This is a genomic window from Nonomuraea monospora, assembly GCF_039531895.1.
Classification (GTDB): Bacteria; Actinomycetota; Actinomycetes; order Streptosporangiales; family Streptosporangiaceae; genus Nonomuraea; species Nonomuraea monospora.
Map to the genome: position 1 here is coordinate 38,863 of NZ_BAAAQX010000024.1, position 14,414 is coordinate 53,276.

A 14,414-nucleotide genomic window follows, 5' to 3' on the forward strand; every position below is an offset into this window, starting at 1 on the left:
TCCCCCTTCGGTTCCTATCCGGTCATTCCTCGGAGCAGTTCATGTGCCTTGGCCGCGTGCTCTGACGGCACGAGGACCTCGTACTTGTCGGCGACGAGGGTGCTCTCGGAGACGAAGTCCCGCTGACCGCGCAGCATCAGGTGCGAGATCAGGCCGAAGACCGCTCCCGCCACCGCACCCCACAGCAGCCCCCACAACATCAGGGGCAACCCGAAGGCGACGGTGGTGGAGAAGATCGCCAGGAACAAGCCGATGAGGAGCCCGAACCAGGCTCCGCTAGCCGCACCCCAGCCGGCCGCCCGCAGATGGGTCATCCGCGCGATGACCCGCTCCAGCGAGTGCAGGCCGGAGCCGACGATGAGCGTCCCGCCTACGGTGAACCCGTTGTCGGACAGGTGGTCGACGACCTTTTGCGCCTCCTCGTAGCTGCCGTAGCTTCCGATCAGTTCACGGTCGGTCATGATGGGGCCTGACGGCGCGATGGACACGGCTTCCCCTTTCCTCCTCAGGCTGAGAACCCTGAGAACACGGTTGATGACGTCCTCTCCCTTGGTTTCGAGCGTTCCGGACGCTTCAGAGGGCCACATCCCCCAGCCGGGTAGTCATCGCCGCGGCCCCGTGCCGGCGTCGGCTCAGACGCGCCCTCCGCCGGGTGGCTGACCGAGGCCGTCCCGGGTCTGCTCCGCCGCCAGCCGCGCGAGCTCGACCCTGGATCTGATGCTCAGCTTGCGGAAGACCTGCCGCAGGTGGAACGCGACCGTGTGCACGCTGATGAACATCTGCTCGGCGATCTGCGGGTTGGTCATGCCGTCCGCGGCGAGCAACGAGACGGTGTGCTCGGTCTCGGTCAGGCTGTCCCAGCCGGATACCGGGCGTTCGGCGTAGCTCCAGTGCCGGTGGCGCACCCCCACGCCGCGCAGCCTCCGGCGGATGCGTGCGGCGTCCCTCACTGCGCCGATGCCGTCGTACGTGTTCAGGGCGCGCTCCAGGCTTTCCGCGGCCTCCACGCGGAGGCCCGCGGCGGCGAGCACCTTGCCGAGGTCCTCCTCGGCGGAGGCCCGCGCCCACACGTCCTCGGCCCGGCGGGCGGCCAGGGCGAGCGCTTCGCGATCCCCGTCGAGCAGGCCCCTGGCATGCGCGGCGGCGGCGTCCAACGCAGGAAACTCATGGTTGGCCCCGCCGAGTGCCTCTGCGGCGGCGACGACGGACTCGGCCGCCGCCCGGTCGCCCGCGCTCAGGGCGACCCGGGCCATCCACGGGCCTGCCGCGGGTTCGATGGCGAGCAGCAGCGGGCGGGGCAGGTCGGCGAGCAGGCTCATCGCACCGCGCGGCCCGTCGCGGGCCTCCGCGACCTGCGCGGCCAGCAGGGCGTGCCGCAAGCGGGCCTCGGCCGCTCCTCCGGGCTGGTCCCCGAGATGATGCGCCGCTCCCTGCAGGTCGCCGCGCCGCAGCGCGACGGCGGCGAGCACCGCGCAGGCCGCCGCGACCGACAGTGGCGTGTTGAGCGCGCCGGCCAGGTCCAGGGCCCGCCTCGCCTCGGTGACCGCGTCGTCGAAACGGCCCGCGAGCAGCTCCAGGCGGGCCTCCACCGCCGAGGCGTCCGCGGCCCAGGCCAGATGACCATGGTCGAACATGTCCTTACGAGCCTGGCGCAGCATCGCCCGCGCCTCGTCCAGCCGGTGGACGTCGACGAGCACGCCCGCCGCGATCAGGCGGGCCTCGTAGCGGCGTTCCTTCGCAGAGCCGGGCCCGACCGGCCGGTCGGCGCTCTCCGCCAGGGCCAGCGCGCCGGCGAGCCTGCCCTCGTGCCGCTCCGCGGTGGCCAGGGCGACCAGCGCGGCGCTCCTCGCCCCTGGACCGTAGCGGTCCTTGGCGTCGATGACCTCCTGCGCGTACGCCCGCGCGGTGCCGCCGTCCCGCAGGCGGGTCGTGGCGTACAGCCGGACCAGGGTCGCCCGCTCGCGTACGTGATCGGGCAGACCCGGGACCGCCAGCACCGTCCCTGCCTCGTGGATCGCCTCGTCTCCCCTGCCCGTCAGGTACAACGTGTCCGCCAGCAGGCAGCGCAGTTCGGCCGAACCGTACACGGAGCCGTGCTCGGCCAGGCGGCCCCGCACCATCTCCTCGGCCTCGTGCAGCCGCCCGCTGGCGATCGCCGCGTCCACGGCGGTGGAGGCCGGGCCGGTGAGCAGGCGAGCCGGCGCCACCCCCACGGAGCCCATGAGAACGCCGGACTGGTCGAGCAGGGCCTGCCGCACCAAGGGAGGAATGGCCGCGGCGACGATGCCCGCGACCAGGTCGTGCCGGAAGATGAGGCCGTGCTCGGTCACGATCAGGATGCCCGCGGCCGTGGCCTCCTCCGTGACCGGAAGCAACGCGGCCGGCGTGGTGTCGAGCAGCGACGCGGCGTGCTCCAGCGACAGCGAGCGGCCGAGCACGGCCATCGTCTCCACCAGGCTCCTGGCGTTCGTGCTCAGGGTGTCGATCCAGCCCCGCACCACGATCCGCAGCCGGCCGGGCACGCGGTCCCGCGCCGCGTCCCGCGGCAGCCCCTCATCGCGCAGCCCCGCGAACAACTCGGTGATCAGCAGCGGATTGCCGCCGGCCGTCGCCGCCAGCGCCCGCGTCGCCGGATCGGCCGACCTCCCGAGAGTGTCCTCGGTCAGCGCGACGACCGCGGCCGGCGCCAGCGGCGCGAGCGCCACCCTGTCGGCCCCCTCCCGCTCCAGGATGTCGAACAGCGACACGGCCTGGCACCCGCTCGGCGCGGTCGAGCGGAACATCAGCCAGCTGATGGGCCGGTCGGCCATCACGTCGTGCAGGGTGTGCACCATCCTCAGCGTCGCCGGGTCCGCCCGTTGCAGGTCGTCGAGCGCGGCCAGCACCGGGCCGGGGGCCAGCCGCTCGAAACCCAGCCGCAACCGCTCCAGGACCAGCGGGGCGGAGCGGGCGGAGCCGTCGTCGCCTCCCAGTTCGGACCGCAGGCCGAATGCCTCCAGCAACATGCTGCACGGAGCAAGCTCGCCCAGCTCCTCCACCCTGCCGTGCACGACCCCGATCCCACGTACGGACGCCTCGGCGACGGCTTCGGCCAGTAACCGGCTCTTCCCCGACCCCGGCTCACCGTCCACCAGGAGCGTCCCGCCCCCACCTCGCCGCAACGTCTGCAGCAGGCCCTCGACGTGACGCCACTCCCGATCGCGTCCCCACATGAGTCCTCCCACGGAGCGCCTGCCACGAAAGGAAACGGGGAATCCCATTGCCGACAAGATCTTTCGCTCCCGGCGGGGACGACTACCCGGCTGGGGGATGTGAATCGCGCCCGCCTCGCCGAGGCTCGATTGCGGGGTGTGCCCGCCGAGGTCGGAGAGGGTGAAAGAGATGGTGGAAACCGGTTATGCGCCGTTCAACCGTACGGTGGACAAGACGAACCGCGTGCTGCGGGAGATCGAGGAGGCGCACGGCTGGACGCCGGAGCGCCGCAACCAGTCCTACGCCGCCTTGCGCGCCGTGTTGCACGCGCTGCGCGACCGGCTGAGCGTGGACGAGAGCGCCCACCTCGCCGCCCAGTTGCCGCTGCTGATCCGCGGAATCTACTACGACGGGTGGCGCCCGAGCATCGTGCCCGTCAAGACCCACCGCGAGGAATTCCTCGCCCGCGTCTGCGGTGAGCTGGCCTTCGAGCTTGAGGAGAGCGAGGAGGAGCTGGTAAAGGAGGTTTTGCACGCGTTGAGGCGGCACATTAGCGATGGCGAGTGGGAGGACGTGAGATCCGCCATGCCGAAGGACCTGGCCTCGATCCTGCCCTGAGATTTCACCCGCCGGACTCCGGGATCCACGAGCCGTGGAAGCCGGCCGGTACGCCGCGGGGCAGCTCCACCGACGCCACAGGGCCACCCTCCACGCGGGACGCGTCCAGCACCAGGAGCTGTGAGGCGGAGCCGTCGCGGCGGGTGGCGACCGCCATCAGCCAGCCGTCGTCCTCCCTGCGCGGGCCCGGGGCCGCCGGTACGAACACCGCCTCCCCGACCATCGTGTCGCCGTCCGGTTCGTGCGTGGCGCAGGTGCCGGTGACGTCGTCGTACTTGACGATCGCGCAGCGGTCGCGGCTGCGGGGCTCGTTGCCAGTGACGGTGTAAAGGTAGCGGGAGCGGCGGCCGGTCAGGTCGTCGTCGATCGTGGGGAACTCCACCACCCGGTCGTCGAGCTGCTGCTCGGTGGCGCGGCCGGTGGCCGGGTCGAGGATCCAGCGGTGCAGGGAGGAGCGGCCGACCGCCGGGGCGCCAAGGCCGGCACTGGTCTGCGGCGGCAAGGGGCCGAAGCCACGGCCGGTGCCGGTCGGTGGGGGCAGGGGGCCGAAGCCACGGCCGGTGCCGGCCGGTGGAGGCAGGGGGCCGAAGGTGCGTTCGGCGTCCGCCCGGGACAGGCGTGGGGAGAAGCCGCGTGCGGCGTCCGCACGGGACAGCATCGCCCAGAGCGCGGTCCACTCGGCGGGCGGGTAGCGGACGGCGTCCAGAACCACCCGGCCGCCGGCGTCCTCGTGGGCGTTGCCGACGTGGAAGACCCAGCACGGCTCGATCTCGAACCACGTCACCTCGGCCCCGGGACGATCGTGGCGCATCAGGCCGAGCCGGGCGCCGTGCGCCTCGTCCCAGCCGTACGGGATGCCCTGGGCGGCCAGGGAGAGCTGGAACGTCATGGGCAGGTCGAGCCAGACGACGTGGTGCTCGGTGACGGCGAAGTCGTGCATCATCGTGCCCGCCCGCACCGGCACCTCCCGGCTGTGGACCAGCTCGCCCTTGGCGTCCAGCCGGTGGTAGGTGAGGAACGGCGGCACGAAGCCGTAGCCGAAGAAGTGCAGCTCGCCGGTGTCCGGGTCGGTCTTGGGGTGAGCGGTCATGGCGGTGGTGAGCCGGCCGCCGAAGTCGCAGGGGCCGACGGTGGCGAGGCCGGGCGTCACCTCGTACGGCAGGCCCACCTCGACGAGGGCGTAGACGCGGCCGGCGTGCGCCATCACGTGGGTGTTGGCCGAGGTGGCCGTCAGGTCGATCCGGCCGTCGGGGGTGACGAACGGCTTGTCGTGGAAGGCGCCGGTCCGCACCCACCGGTTGCGGTACCACTCGGCGCGCCCGCCGCGCAGCCGTACCCCGTGCAGCATGCCGGGACCGGCCTGGAGGTGGCCGCCGCGCCGGCCGGGCAGGGGGTTGGGGCCGTTGCGGAGGTAGCGGCCGTCCAGCTCGGGCGGGAGCGTGCCGGTCACGGGCAGGTCCACGGCGTCGATCTCGTCGGGCACCGCTTGGAGGTGGCCGGGGAGGCCGTACTGTGCGACGGTCTGCGGGTCGATCACGACGCCTCCAGCGAGGTTCCGGAGACGGGCGAGCACGACGCCTCCAGCGGGGTTCTGGAGAGCGTCATCAGCGGCGCCTCCAGCGAGGTACCGAGAGCGTCACCATAGGACGGGGCGGCGGCGCCGCATAGGCGCGCCGTGGCCACATTGCCGCTCGGCGGCGCCGGCCCGGATCGCCGTGAGGGAGCGCTGGTCAAGGCCTCGGCAAGCCGGGGCGTGCGCTCGGCGGTTCAGCTAGGTTCGCCGCCTGGTCTTGCTTATCGTGGGCGCCTGTTGCCCAGGAAAGGCGGACTTAGCATGGTCTATCGGCAATCTGCGCGGCCCGTACGGGGAAGGGGCGAGCCCGCATGAGCCGGTCGCGGTACTCCCGCGTGGCGGGGGTGGCGGTACACCTGCCGGAAGACAGCCTGACGACACCGCGGCTGGAGGACCTGCTCGCCGAACGCAACCCCGGCGTCCAGGTGCCGCGCGGCCTGATCGAGCGGCACAGCGGCGTGCGGCGCCGCCACGTCGCGCCGCCGGAGAGCATGGCGTCGGACCTGGCGGTGGCGGCGGCCAGGCGGCTGCTGCGGCAGACCGGGCACGCGCCGCCGTCCCTCGACCTGATCATCTACGCCGGCGTGTCGGGCGACGCCGTCGAGCCGGCGACCGGCCACATGGTGGCGGCCAAGCTGGGCGCGAACTGCCCCGTCTTCGACGTCCGGGACGCGTGCAACAGCGTCCTGCGGGCGATCCACCTCGCCGACGCGCTCATCACCGGCGGCTACCACCGCACGGTCCTCATCGCGTGCGGCGAGGTCGTCACCGCGGGCATCCAGTGGCGGCTGGAGTCGCAGGAGGACTTCGAGCCGGCGATCCCGTCCTACACGGTCTCCGACTCGGGCACGGCGCTGCTGCTGGAGTCCAGCGCAACGCCCGGGGTGCTCGGGGACCGGTTCGGGGCGAACTCCGCGTACTGGGAGTCCTCGATCATGCCGTTCGTACGCGACCCGCTCGGCGGGTTCGGCGCCGGGCCCTTCGCGATCGACCCGGTGTCGCTGGCCATCGGGGTGCAGAAGCTGGACCTGAGCGTGCTGCGGCAGCCGCTGGCCGAGCGGGGGCTCGGCTGGGAGGACATGGCGGTGGTGTGCGTGCACCAGCCGTCGCTGGCGGCGCTGCACTGGTTGTGCGAGCTGATCGAGCTGCCGCCGGGCAAGGCCGAGGTGACGATCGCCGATCACGGCAACCTGGCCGCCTCGACGCTGCCGATGCAGTTGCGGTCGGCGGAGGAGGCGGGGCGGCTCAAGCGGGGCGACCTGGTCGCGCTGGTGGGGGTGGCGAGCGGGCTCAGCTCGGGCACGGTGCTGCTGCGCTGGTAAAGGGCCTGTCGGGGACGGGCCATGAGGAGGAGTGTCCATGCCGGTCGGCATCCGTCATCGCAGCCCCCGCGCCGTTCCCCCTGCCGGGCCCGGCCCGTGGCAGGACGGTCTCGCCGCGGGCTCCGGCGTCCTCGACCGGCTCGGGCGGGCGGTGGCGGGACCGGCCGGATGGGTCGTCATCGCGTGCTGGCTGCTCCTGACCGGCGCGGCGCTGACGGTGCTGCCCGGCCTCGCGCAGCGGCTGGCCCCGCCCTCGCTGGAAGTGCCCGGCTCGCCGTCCGCGACGGCCGCGGCGATGGTGGCGCGCGGCTTCCCTGAGCTGGGCGGCGAGCAGATGATGCTGGCGTTCGGCTCGTCCACCGTGAACGCGGACGAGCCGCGCCACCAGCGGGCGGTCGCCGCCACGGTGGAGGCGCTCGCCGCCCGTCCGGACGTCGGCGCGCTGCTGCCGCTGCCCGAGACCGACGGCATGCACCCCCGCCACGCGTACGTGCTGGCCGGCGTGCACGGCGACGAGCGGGCCCGGCAGCGGAACCTGCCCGCCCAGCTCGCGACCGCCCGCCAGGCCGCCCGGGACGCGTCGGGCGGCGCGGTCACCGTGACCATCCTGGGGGTGAGCCGGGCCTTCGCGCAGCTCGCGCACGCCGACCTGGCGGATCTGCGGTCGATGGAGGCGATGACCGTCCCGGTGGCGGCGGTGCTGCTGGTGCTGGGTCTGGGCGCGGTGGGGGCGGCGGCGCTGCCGCTGGTGGTGGGCGGTGCGGCGATCCTGACGGGGGTGGGCGCGCTCGCGGTGGCGGCGGCGCTGGCGCCGGTCGACTCGACCATGCTGACCTACACCGTCACCATGTCGCTGGGGCTGGGGCTCGACTACACGCTGCTGATCCTGCTGCGTTACCGTCAGGGCCGCCGCGCCGGGCTGACGGCGCGGCTCGCTGCCGGGCGCGCCGCCGCCACGGCGGGCGGCACGGTGTTGTGGTGCGGGGCCGCGATCGTCGTCACGTCCTGCGCGCTGCTGGTCGTGGACGTGCCGTGGGCGCACTCCCTCGCGCTGGCCGGCATGCTGGCCGCCCTCGTCACCCTGGCCGCCGCCCTGACGCTGGGCCCGGCGCTGCTGTCCCGCCTGGACCGGTGGCTGGGGTTCGGCACACTGCCGTGGCGCAGGGCCGGGGCGGCGGACGGACGAGCGGCGTGGCTGCACCGCAGGGCCGAGGCCGAGGGTGGGCGGGCGGCGTGGTTGCGGGCAGCCGAGCACATGATGAGGAGGCCAGGCCGGTACGCCGTGGCCGCCGTCGCCGTGCTGGCCCTGGCCGCCGTGCCGGTGCTGCACCTGCGGATGGGCCTGCACTACGACCGCCCGGCGCTGGCGGGCACCGACATCGGCGCCGGGATGGCCGTGCTGGAACGCGACGGGGTGGCCGGGCTGACCACCGTGGCGCTGCCGCACCCCAACAGTGCCCCGCCCGTGGACACCTTCGCCTTCCAGCAGGCGCTCAGGGCCGATCCGAGGGTGTCCATGGCCACCGTGATGGACAACGGCAGGGACCTGACCGTGATGCTCATCGCCGACCGGTGCCCCCCGGACGGGGCCGCCGCGACCGCCTTCCAGCGGGACCTGCGCACGATGGGCGCGCGCCTGCTGCCCGCAGGACAGCCGATGCCGGCCGTCGGACCGGCGGCGCGGCTCGGCGACCTGGCGGCCGGGGCGCTGGACGGGTTGTGGCAGGTGCTGGCGGTGGTGCTGCTGGCGTCGTTCGGGTTGCTGCTGCTGACGTTCCGCAGCCTGCTGATCCCGCTCAAGGCGGTCGCCATGAACCTGTTGTCCGTCTGCGCCGCCTTCGGACTGCTCACCGTCGTCTTCCAGGACCTGGGGCCGCAGGGCGCCGACGTCAACGCGTTGCTGCCGCTGATCGTGTTCACCATCGTCTTCGGGCTGTCCCTGGACTACGAGGTGTTCCTCGTGCACCGCATCGCCGAGCACTACCGCCGCAGCGGCGACAACACCGCCGCCGTGGTGCACGGGCTGCGGTGCACGGCGCGTCCGATCACGCTGGCGGCGGCCATCATGGCGGTCACGTTCGGGGGGCTGATGCTGACGCGGCGGCTGGACTTCCAGCAGGGCGGGTTCGCGGTGGCGGCGGCGATCGTGCTGGACGCCACGATCATCCGGATGGTGCTGGTGCCGAGCCTGATGCGGTTGCTGGGGCGGTGGAACTGGTGGCTGCCCGGGTTCAGCGCCTCAGGAAGGCGGTGATCGCCGGCACGAGGCTGTCGTGGGCGTCCTCCAGCACGTAGTGCCCGGCGCCGGGAAAGGCGTGCACCTGGGCGTGCGGCAGGCGCCGCCGCCACTCGCGCAGCATGAGCGGGTCGAAGACGGGATCGCGCAGCCCCCACCCGATCAGGACGGGCCGGTCGGCGAAGGCGGCCACCGTCTCCCCCGCCCGCACCAGCAGCGGCCACGACGGGTCGCCGGGGCCGAGCGGGATGTCGTGGACGAACCGCTGGACGGCCAGCCGGTGCTCCCTCCCGTCGTCCGGCGCCAGGAAGGCGGCCCGCACGTCCGGCGGGAGCCGGTCGCGCAGCCCGAACGGCGGCAGCGTGGCCAGCCGGGCGAACGCGTGGTGGCGCAGGAACAGCCGCTCGCCCAGCCGCGTCTCCCGCAGCAGCCACAGCGGCAGCCGCAGGGCCGGGCGCACCCGCGGGCCGTGCGGGTCGGGGAAGGCGGCGGTGTTGAGCACGACCAGCCGGGACACCCGGCCGGGGTGGCGGGCGGCCCAGGCCATGCCGATGGGGCCGCCCCAGTCGTGCATGACGAGCGTCCAGCCGTTCTCGGGGGCGGCGCGTTCGGTGATGAGGTGGCCGGTGAGGGCGTCGAGGTCGTCCACGCGGGCGGCCAGGGTGAAGGGGTGGCGGCCGGCGGCGGGCTTGTCGGACAGGCCCATGCCCAGGTGGTCGGGGGCGATGCAGCGGTGCTCGCCGCGCAGCGCCAGGACGAGGCGTCGCCACAGGTAGCTCCAGGACGGGTTGCCGTGCAGCATGAGCACGGGCGCGCCGTCGCCCTCGTCCAGGTAGTGCAGGCGCAGGGCGTCGTGGGTGAACCAGCGCGACTCGAAGGGGTAGCCGGGCAGGTGCATCAGGCCTCAGACGTGCGGGCGGACGGGCGACGCTCCGGCGTCAGGAGCTCAGGCGTGCGGGCGGCGGCGTGGTCGGGGTTGGCGGACAGGTGCGTGGCGAGCCTGGCCAGCCCCTCCGCCGTGCCGACGCGCGGCTCGTAGCCGAGGTCGCGGCGGGCGGCGGAGATGTCGAACCAGTGGGACGTGGTGGCCTGCGCGACCGCCATCCGGGTGATCGGCGGCTGCGCCCGGACGCGGGCCAGCCGGTAGCCGTGCTCGACGGCCGCGGCCCCCAGCCGGGCCAGCCGGGCGGGCACGTGCCGGGTCACCGGAGGCAGGCCCGCCGCGCCCAGGAGGCCGTTGACCCAGTCGGTGAGCGTGACCGGCTCGTCCTGGGTGATGAAGTAGGCGCGCCCGGCGGGCGGTGAGCCGGGGGTGAGCGCGTCCAGGGCCAGCAGGTGGGCCTCCGCGGCGTTGTCGACGTACACGGTGTCGATGCGCTTGCCGGGCGCGCGCGGCAGGACGAGCCGGCCGCGGCGGGCCCGCGCGGCGAAGTGGGGCAGGAAGTGCGGGTCGCCCGGCCCCCAGATGAGGTGCGGGCGCAGCGCGACCGTGGCCAGCCGGTCGCCGTCGGCGGCCAGCACCATGCGTTCGGCGATCGCCTTACTGGCCGGGTACGGGGCGGGGAAGCGGCGGGCGTACGGGGCCGACTCGTCCACGCCCTCCAGGTCGCGGCCGTCGTGGACGACGCTCGGCGAGGAGGTGTGCACCAGGCGGGTGACGCCCGCACGCCGGCAGGCGTCGATCACGTTCGCGGTGCCCTCCACGTTGATCGAGCGGTAGGCGTGCGCCGGGCCCCACACGCCGGCCAGGGCGGCGCAGTGCACGACCGCGTCGCAGCCGGACACGGCGGCCCTCACGCCGTCGCGGTCCCGCAGGTCGGTGGTGTGCTGGACGACGCCGAGGCCGGCCAGTGCCGGGTGGTGGCGGCGGTTCAGTGCCGAGACCTGCTCGCCCCGTGCCGTCAGAAGCCGGCAGATGGCCTGGCCGAGGAATCCGCTGCCGCCGGTGACCATGACCTTCATCGTTCCTCCAGGCCGAGCTTGCGGGCGGCCCAGCGGGCCAGGAGCGGGCGGCGGATCTTGCTGGCGTGCCGGACGTCCGTGGGGAGGCACGGGTGCGCCAGAACCCCGGCGCCGCCCGCGCCGTCCGTGGCGGCGAGCGCCCGTACCCGTTCAAGGGTCTCGCGGCGTGAGGCGCCCGGCTCGCACTCCACGCACAGGACGGGACGCCGGCCGCCGGGCGGGCCCACGCCCACCAGCGCGCTGCGCCGCACGCCCGGCAGCGCGTTCACGATCGGCTCGACCTGGTCGGTGTACAGCTCGCCGCCGGCGGTACGCACCCGCTCGCTCTTGCGCCCCGCGAACCACAGCCGCCCCTGCTCGTCCAGCAGGCCCAGGTCGCCCATGCGGTGGACGGGCTCGCCGTGGTCGTCGATGCGGGCCAGGGCGCTCTCGTACGGGCGGGCGAGGTACGGGTCGCCGACCGCCGGGCCCGCCACGGTGATCTCGCCCACGGTGCCCGGCGGCACGAGCAGGTCGTCCGACCAGTGCGGGATCGCCTCGTCGGTGATGCGGATGACGCGGACCTTGTTGCCCGGCAGGACGCCGCCCAGGCAGGTGCCCGCGCCGCGCGCGGTGGCCTCGGCGGTGGCGGTCAGCTCGGCGGCGTCCGCCATGCTGACCAGCAGGCATTCGGTGGATCCGTAGATCGAGCGCACGTCGGCGTGCGGGGGCAGGCAGCGCCGGGCGCGGCGCAGCACCGGGAACGGGAGGGGCGCGCCGGCGGTGAGCACCACCTCGACGGTGTCCAGGATCCGGTCGTGCCGCAGGCAGTGGCGGGCCAGCCGGTCCAGCAGGGCGGGCGCGGCGAACAGGGCGCGGACGTGGTGGGCGGTGATCGAGCGGGCCATGGCGGCCGGGTCGGTGCGTTCGGGGCGGCTGGGGGTGCGGCGCGGGATGATCGCCTGGCAGCCCATCGACGGGGCCGCCACGGCGAACGGGGGGAAGGTCGAGTACAGCGTGGTGCCGGGTTCCAGTGCGCCGAGGTGGGCCAGCAGCTCGGTCTGCCCGGCCAGTTGGCGGTGGCGGTAGGGGACGCCCTTGGGCGCGCCGGTGGAGCCCGAGGTGAAGACGATGAGCGCCGGTCCGTCGCCGTCCGGCGCCGGCTGGGCCGGGTGGCGGGTGCGGGCCAGCCACAGGGAGCGGGTGGCGAGGGTGACGGTGGTGCGCACGCTGTCCCGCGCCCAGCCCAGCAGGACGCGCGCCAGGTGGGCGCGCGGGACCGCGACGAACGCCTCGGGGGCGGCCTCCGCGAGGCACGCGCCGACCGCCCGCGCCCCGAGCCCGGGATCGATCAGCACCGGTACGGCCCGCAGCCGCAGCAGCGCCAGGACCACGGCGACCAGGTCACGGCCGGGCGGGACCAGGACGGCGGCCCGCGTCCCCGGCGTGACGCCGGCGCGCGCCAGCCTGGTCGCCGCCCCCGTGATGAGGTCGTCGAGCTGGGCGTAGGTCAGGGTCTCGGTGTGGCGGCGCCGTTCGACGCGGCAGGCGACCGTGTCGGGGTGGGCGCGCGCCCAGTGCTCGGTCATGGCCACGACGTCGAAGAGCGGGGTGGTCACACCGCATCACCTCTCACAGCTCGTAAGCGGGGGGCTCAGCAGGGCGCGGCCTCCAGGACGCGCAGGTCCCTGGGCACCTGGAAGCCGAGGATCTGGGTCTCGGGCGCCGCCGCGGCGACGCCCGGGGTGGCGGCGGGCGCCCCGGCCTCCGTCCCTCCGGCGGGGCCCGGCCTGAAGAAGTTCGTGAAGGCCTGGGCCAGCCCCTGCACAGGCACGGTGACACAGACGCGTTCCGGATCCGGCCCCGCCGCGGCACCTCCCGGCACGTCGGCGGAGGCAGAGGCGGTGGTGGCGAGAAGAGCGGCGGCGAGAAGAGCGAGAGCGGAGATACGCACAGCGAGAGTCCTTGGTCAGTATGGCGAGAAGATCAGCGTGGCGTTGTGGCCGCCGAAGCCGAACGAGTTGGACATCACCGGCCCCGGCGGCATGGGCCGTACCCGGCGGACGACGTCGACGTCGCAGCGCGGGTCCAGGTGGTCGAGGTTGGCGGTCGGCGGGATGGCTCGTTCGTTCATGGACAGGACGGCGGCCACGGCCTCGATGGCGCCCGCGGCGGCGATGGCGTGCCCCGTGACCCCCTTGATCGAGGTGACGGGCACGCGGGCGGGGCCGAACACCTGGCTGATCGCCTGGGCTTCCGCCACGTCGTTGAGCGGCGTACCGGTGCCGTGCGCGTTGACGTACGCGATCTCGTCCGGTGCGAGGCGGGCGTCGGCGAGTGCGGCGCGCATGCAGCGGGCGGCGCCTTCGCCGTGCGGCGGCGGGGCGGTGAGGTGGTGGGCGTCGGAGGTGGAGGCGTAGCCGGTGAGCTCGGCGTGGATGCGGGCGTCGCGGCGCAGGGCGTGTTCGAGGTTCTCCAGGACGAGGAACGCGGCGCCCTCGGCCAGCACGAAGCCGTCGCGGGCGCGGTCGAACGGCCGGCTGGCGCGTTCCGGCTCGTCGTTGCGCAGTGACAGCGCCTGGCAGCGGTGGAAGGCGAGCAGCACGGTCGGGGTGACGCAGGCCTCCGCTCCCCCGGCGATGACCAGGTCGGCGGAGCCGTCGCGCAGGAGGCGGGCGGCCTCGCCGATCGCGTGCGAGCCGGAGGCGCAGGCCGTCTCCACCGACAGGCTCGGGCCCTGGATCCGGTGGTGGATGCCGATGGCCGCCGCCGCGGAGTTGTGCATGATCATGGGCACGTGCAGCGGGCCCGGGTTGCCGCGTTCCGGGTGCCGGCCGGTGAGCATGACGGTCTCGTCGGTCGTCCTGCCGCCGAACCCGGTGCCGGTGACGACCGCGCGCCGGTGCGGCGGCGTCCTGGGCGGGCCCTCACCGTCGCGAGCGCCGGCGTCGGCGAGCGCGTCGGTGGCGGCGCAGAGCGCGAGCTGGGCGACGCGGTCGAGCCGGGACGCCTGCTTGGGCGTCAGGTACGCCGAGGTGTCCAGGTCGCCGATCTGGCAGGCGAAGCCGACGCCCAGCCCCTCGGTGCCGAACGAGGTGATCGTCCGGGCGGTGGAGCGGCCGGCCAGCAGCGCGTTCCACAGCTCCTTGGGGCAGGCGCCCGCCGGCGTGCGCACGCCCATCCCCGTCACGGCGACCCGGACGCGGGAATCCCTCACGCGGACTCGCTCAGCAGCAGCCGGGCCTTGGCGTAGACGTCGCCGACCGTCCGGACGTCGGCGAGGGTCTCGCGGGGCAGCGGCCCCCACGTGTCCTCCAGGGCGACGTGCAGCTCGGCCAGGTCCAGGCTGTCGGCCTCCAGGTCCTCGCGCAGCAGCGCGTCCTCGGTGACCCGGCTCGGATCGACCTTGAGGATCTTCGCGCAACGCTCGCGCACCACGGTCACGATGTCGTCGTCGCTCACGTCGGGCTCCTTCCTGCCAGCGCGTCGAAACGCGGCTCGTGTCACCCAGCGTCGCCGATGGGGCGATAGA

The 14,414-nt window shown here is 74.3% G+C and carries 12 protein-coding genes; 3 read left to right on the forward strand and 9 right to left on the reverse strand.

Features of this window, described 5'->3' with window-relative positions; translation table 11 throughout:
- Nucleotides 1-14: 14 nt before the first annotated feature.
- On the reverse strand, nt 15-488 hold the full coding sequence (locus ABD331_RS37155) for a YflT domain-containing protein (RefSeq protein WP_344485776.1): 474 nt from the start codon (nt 486-488) through the stop codon (nt 15-17).
- Between the two features lie 144 nt (nt 489-632).
- Nucleotides 633-3,212 carry an AAA family ATPase gene (locus ABD331_RS37160; protein ID WP_344485779.1) on the reverse strand — a complete coding sequence of 860 codons (2,580 nt, stop codon included), beginning with the start codon at nt 3,210-3,212 and terminating at the stop codon, nt 633-635.
- A gap of 169 nt (nt 3,213-3,381) precedes the next feature.
- On the opposite strand from ABD331_RS37160, the gene ABD331_RS37165 reads away from it, so the two are divergent.
- A complete protein-coding gene (locus tag ABD331_RS37165; RefSeq protein WP_344485782.1) occupies nt 3,382-3,810 on the forward strand; it encodes a DUF2267 domain-containing protein in 429 nt (142 codons plus the stop codon).
- Between the two features lie 4 nt (nt 3,811-3,814).
- On the opposite strand, the gene ABD331_RS37170 is transcribed toward ABD331_RS37165, so the two are convergent.
- On the reverse strand, nt 3,815-5,347 hold the full coding sequence (locus tag ABD331_RS37170) for a carotenoid oxygenase family protein (RefSeq protein ID WP_344485785.1): 1,533 nt from the start codon (nt 5,345-5,347) through the stop codon (nt 3,815-3,817).
- Nucleotides 5,348-5,694: 347 nt separating this feature from the next.
- On the opposite strand from ABD331_RS37170, the gene ABD331_RS37175 reads away from it, so the two are divergent.
- On the forward strand, nt 5,695-6,705 hold the full coding sequence (locus ABD331_RS37175) for a 3-oxoacyl-ACP synthase III family protein (protein WP_344485788.1): 1,011 nt from the start codon (nt 5,695-5,697) through the stop codon (nt 6,703-6,705).
- 37 nt (nt 6,706-6,742) lie between these two features.
- Entirely contained in the window at nt 6,743-8,959 is a 2,217-nt protein-coding gene (locus ABD331_RS37180) for an MMPL family transporter (RefSeq protein ID WP_344485791.1), read from the forward strand.
- Here the strand turns inward: ABD331_RS37180 and ABD331_RS37185 are convergent.
- The 6 genes from ABD331_RS37185 to ABD331_RS37210 are packed head-to-tail and all read right to left on the reverse strand — an operon-like array spanning nt 8,937 to nt 14,344.
- On the reverse strand, nt 8,937-9,839 hold the full coding sequence (locus ABD331_RS37185) for an alpha/beta fold hydrolase (RefSeq protein WP_344485794.1): 903 nt from the start codon (nt 9,837-9,839) through the stop codon (nt 8,937-8,939). The genes ABD331_RS37180 and ABD331_RS37185 overlap by 23 nt on opposite strands.
- Nucleotides 9,839-10,903 (reverse strand): NAD-dependent epimerase/dehydratase family protein, encoded by a 1,065-nt coding sequence (locus ABD331_RS37190; protein ID WP_344485797.1) that lies wholly within the window; start codon nt 10,901-10,903, stop codon nt 9,839-9,841. The genes ABD331_RS37185 and ABD331_RS37190 overlap by 1 nt, the downstream gene beginning before the upstream one ends.
- Nucleotides 10,900-12,501 carry a fatty acid CoA ligase family protein gene (locus ABD331_RS37195; protein WP_344485800.1) on the reverse strand — a complete coding sequence of 534 codons (1,602 nt, stop codon included), beginning with the start codon at nt 12,499-12,501 and terminating at the stop codon, nt 10,900-10,902. Before ABD331_RS37195 ends, ABD331_RS37190 begins: the two co-directional genes overlap by 4 nt.
- A gap of 35 nt (nt 12,502-12,536) precedes the next feature.
- Nucleotides 12,537-12,836 carry a hypothetical protein gene (locus tag ABD331_RS37200; protein WP_344485803.1) on the reverse strand — a complete coding sequence of 100 codons (300 nt, stop codon included), beginning with the start codon at nt 12,834-12,836 and terminating at the stop codon, nt 12,537-12,539.
- A gap of 15 nt (nt 12,837-12,851) precedes the next feature.
- Nucleotides 12,852-14,099: a beta-ketoacyl-[acyl-carrier-protein] synthase family protein gene (locus tag ABD331_RS37205; protein WP_344485806.1), complete on the reverse strand. Its 1,248-nt coding sequence runs from the start codon at nt 14,097-14,099 to the stop codon at nt 12,852-12,854.
- Complete coding sequence (locus ABD331_RS37210; RefSeq protein WP_262380178.1) at nt 14,096-14,344, reverse strand: acyl carrier protein; 249 nt, start codon at nt 14,342-14,344, stop codon at nt 14,096-14,098. Before ABD331_RS37210 ends, ABD331_RS37205 begins: the two co-directional genes overlap by 4 nt.
- Between the last annotated feature and the right edge of the window lie 70 nt (nt 14,345-14,414).

Bases quoted from the DNA above. Each gene is read 5' to 3' on its own strand.
- ABD331_RS37190 (WP_344485797.1), bottom strand. From the start codon at position 10,903: ATGAAGGTCATGGTCACCGGCGGCAGCGGATTCCTCGGCCAGGCCATC.
- ABD331_RS37165 (WP_344485782.1), top strand. From the start codon at position 3,382: ATGGTGGAAACCGGTTATGCGCCGTTCAACCGTACGGTGGACAAGACG.
- ABD331_RS37160 (WP_344485779.1), bottom strand. From the start codon at position 3,212: ATGTGGGGACGCGATCGGGAGTGGCGTCACGTCGAGGGCCTGCTGCAG.
- ABD331_RS37185 (WP_344485794.1), bottom strand. From the start codon at position 9,839: ATGCACCTGCCCGGCTACCCCTTCGAGTCGCGCTGGTTCACCCACGAC.
- ABD331_RS37175 (WP_344485788.1), top strand. From the start codon at position 5,695: ATGAGCCGGTCGCGGTACTCCCGCGTGGCGGGGGTGGCGGTACACCTG.
- ABD331_RS37180 (WP_344485791.1), top strand. From the start codon at position 6,743: ATGCCGGTCGGCATCCGTCATCGCAGCCCCCGCGCCGTTCCCCCTGCC.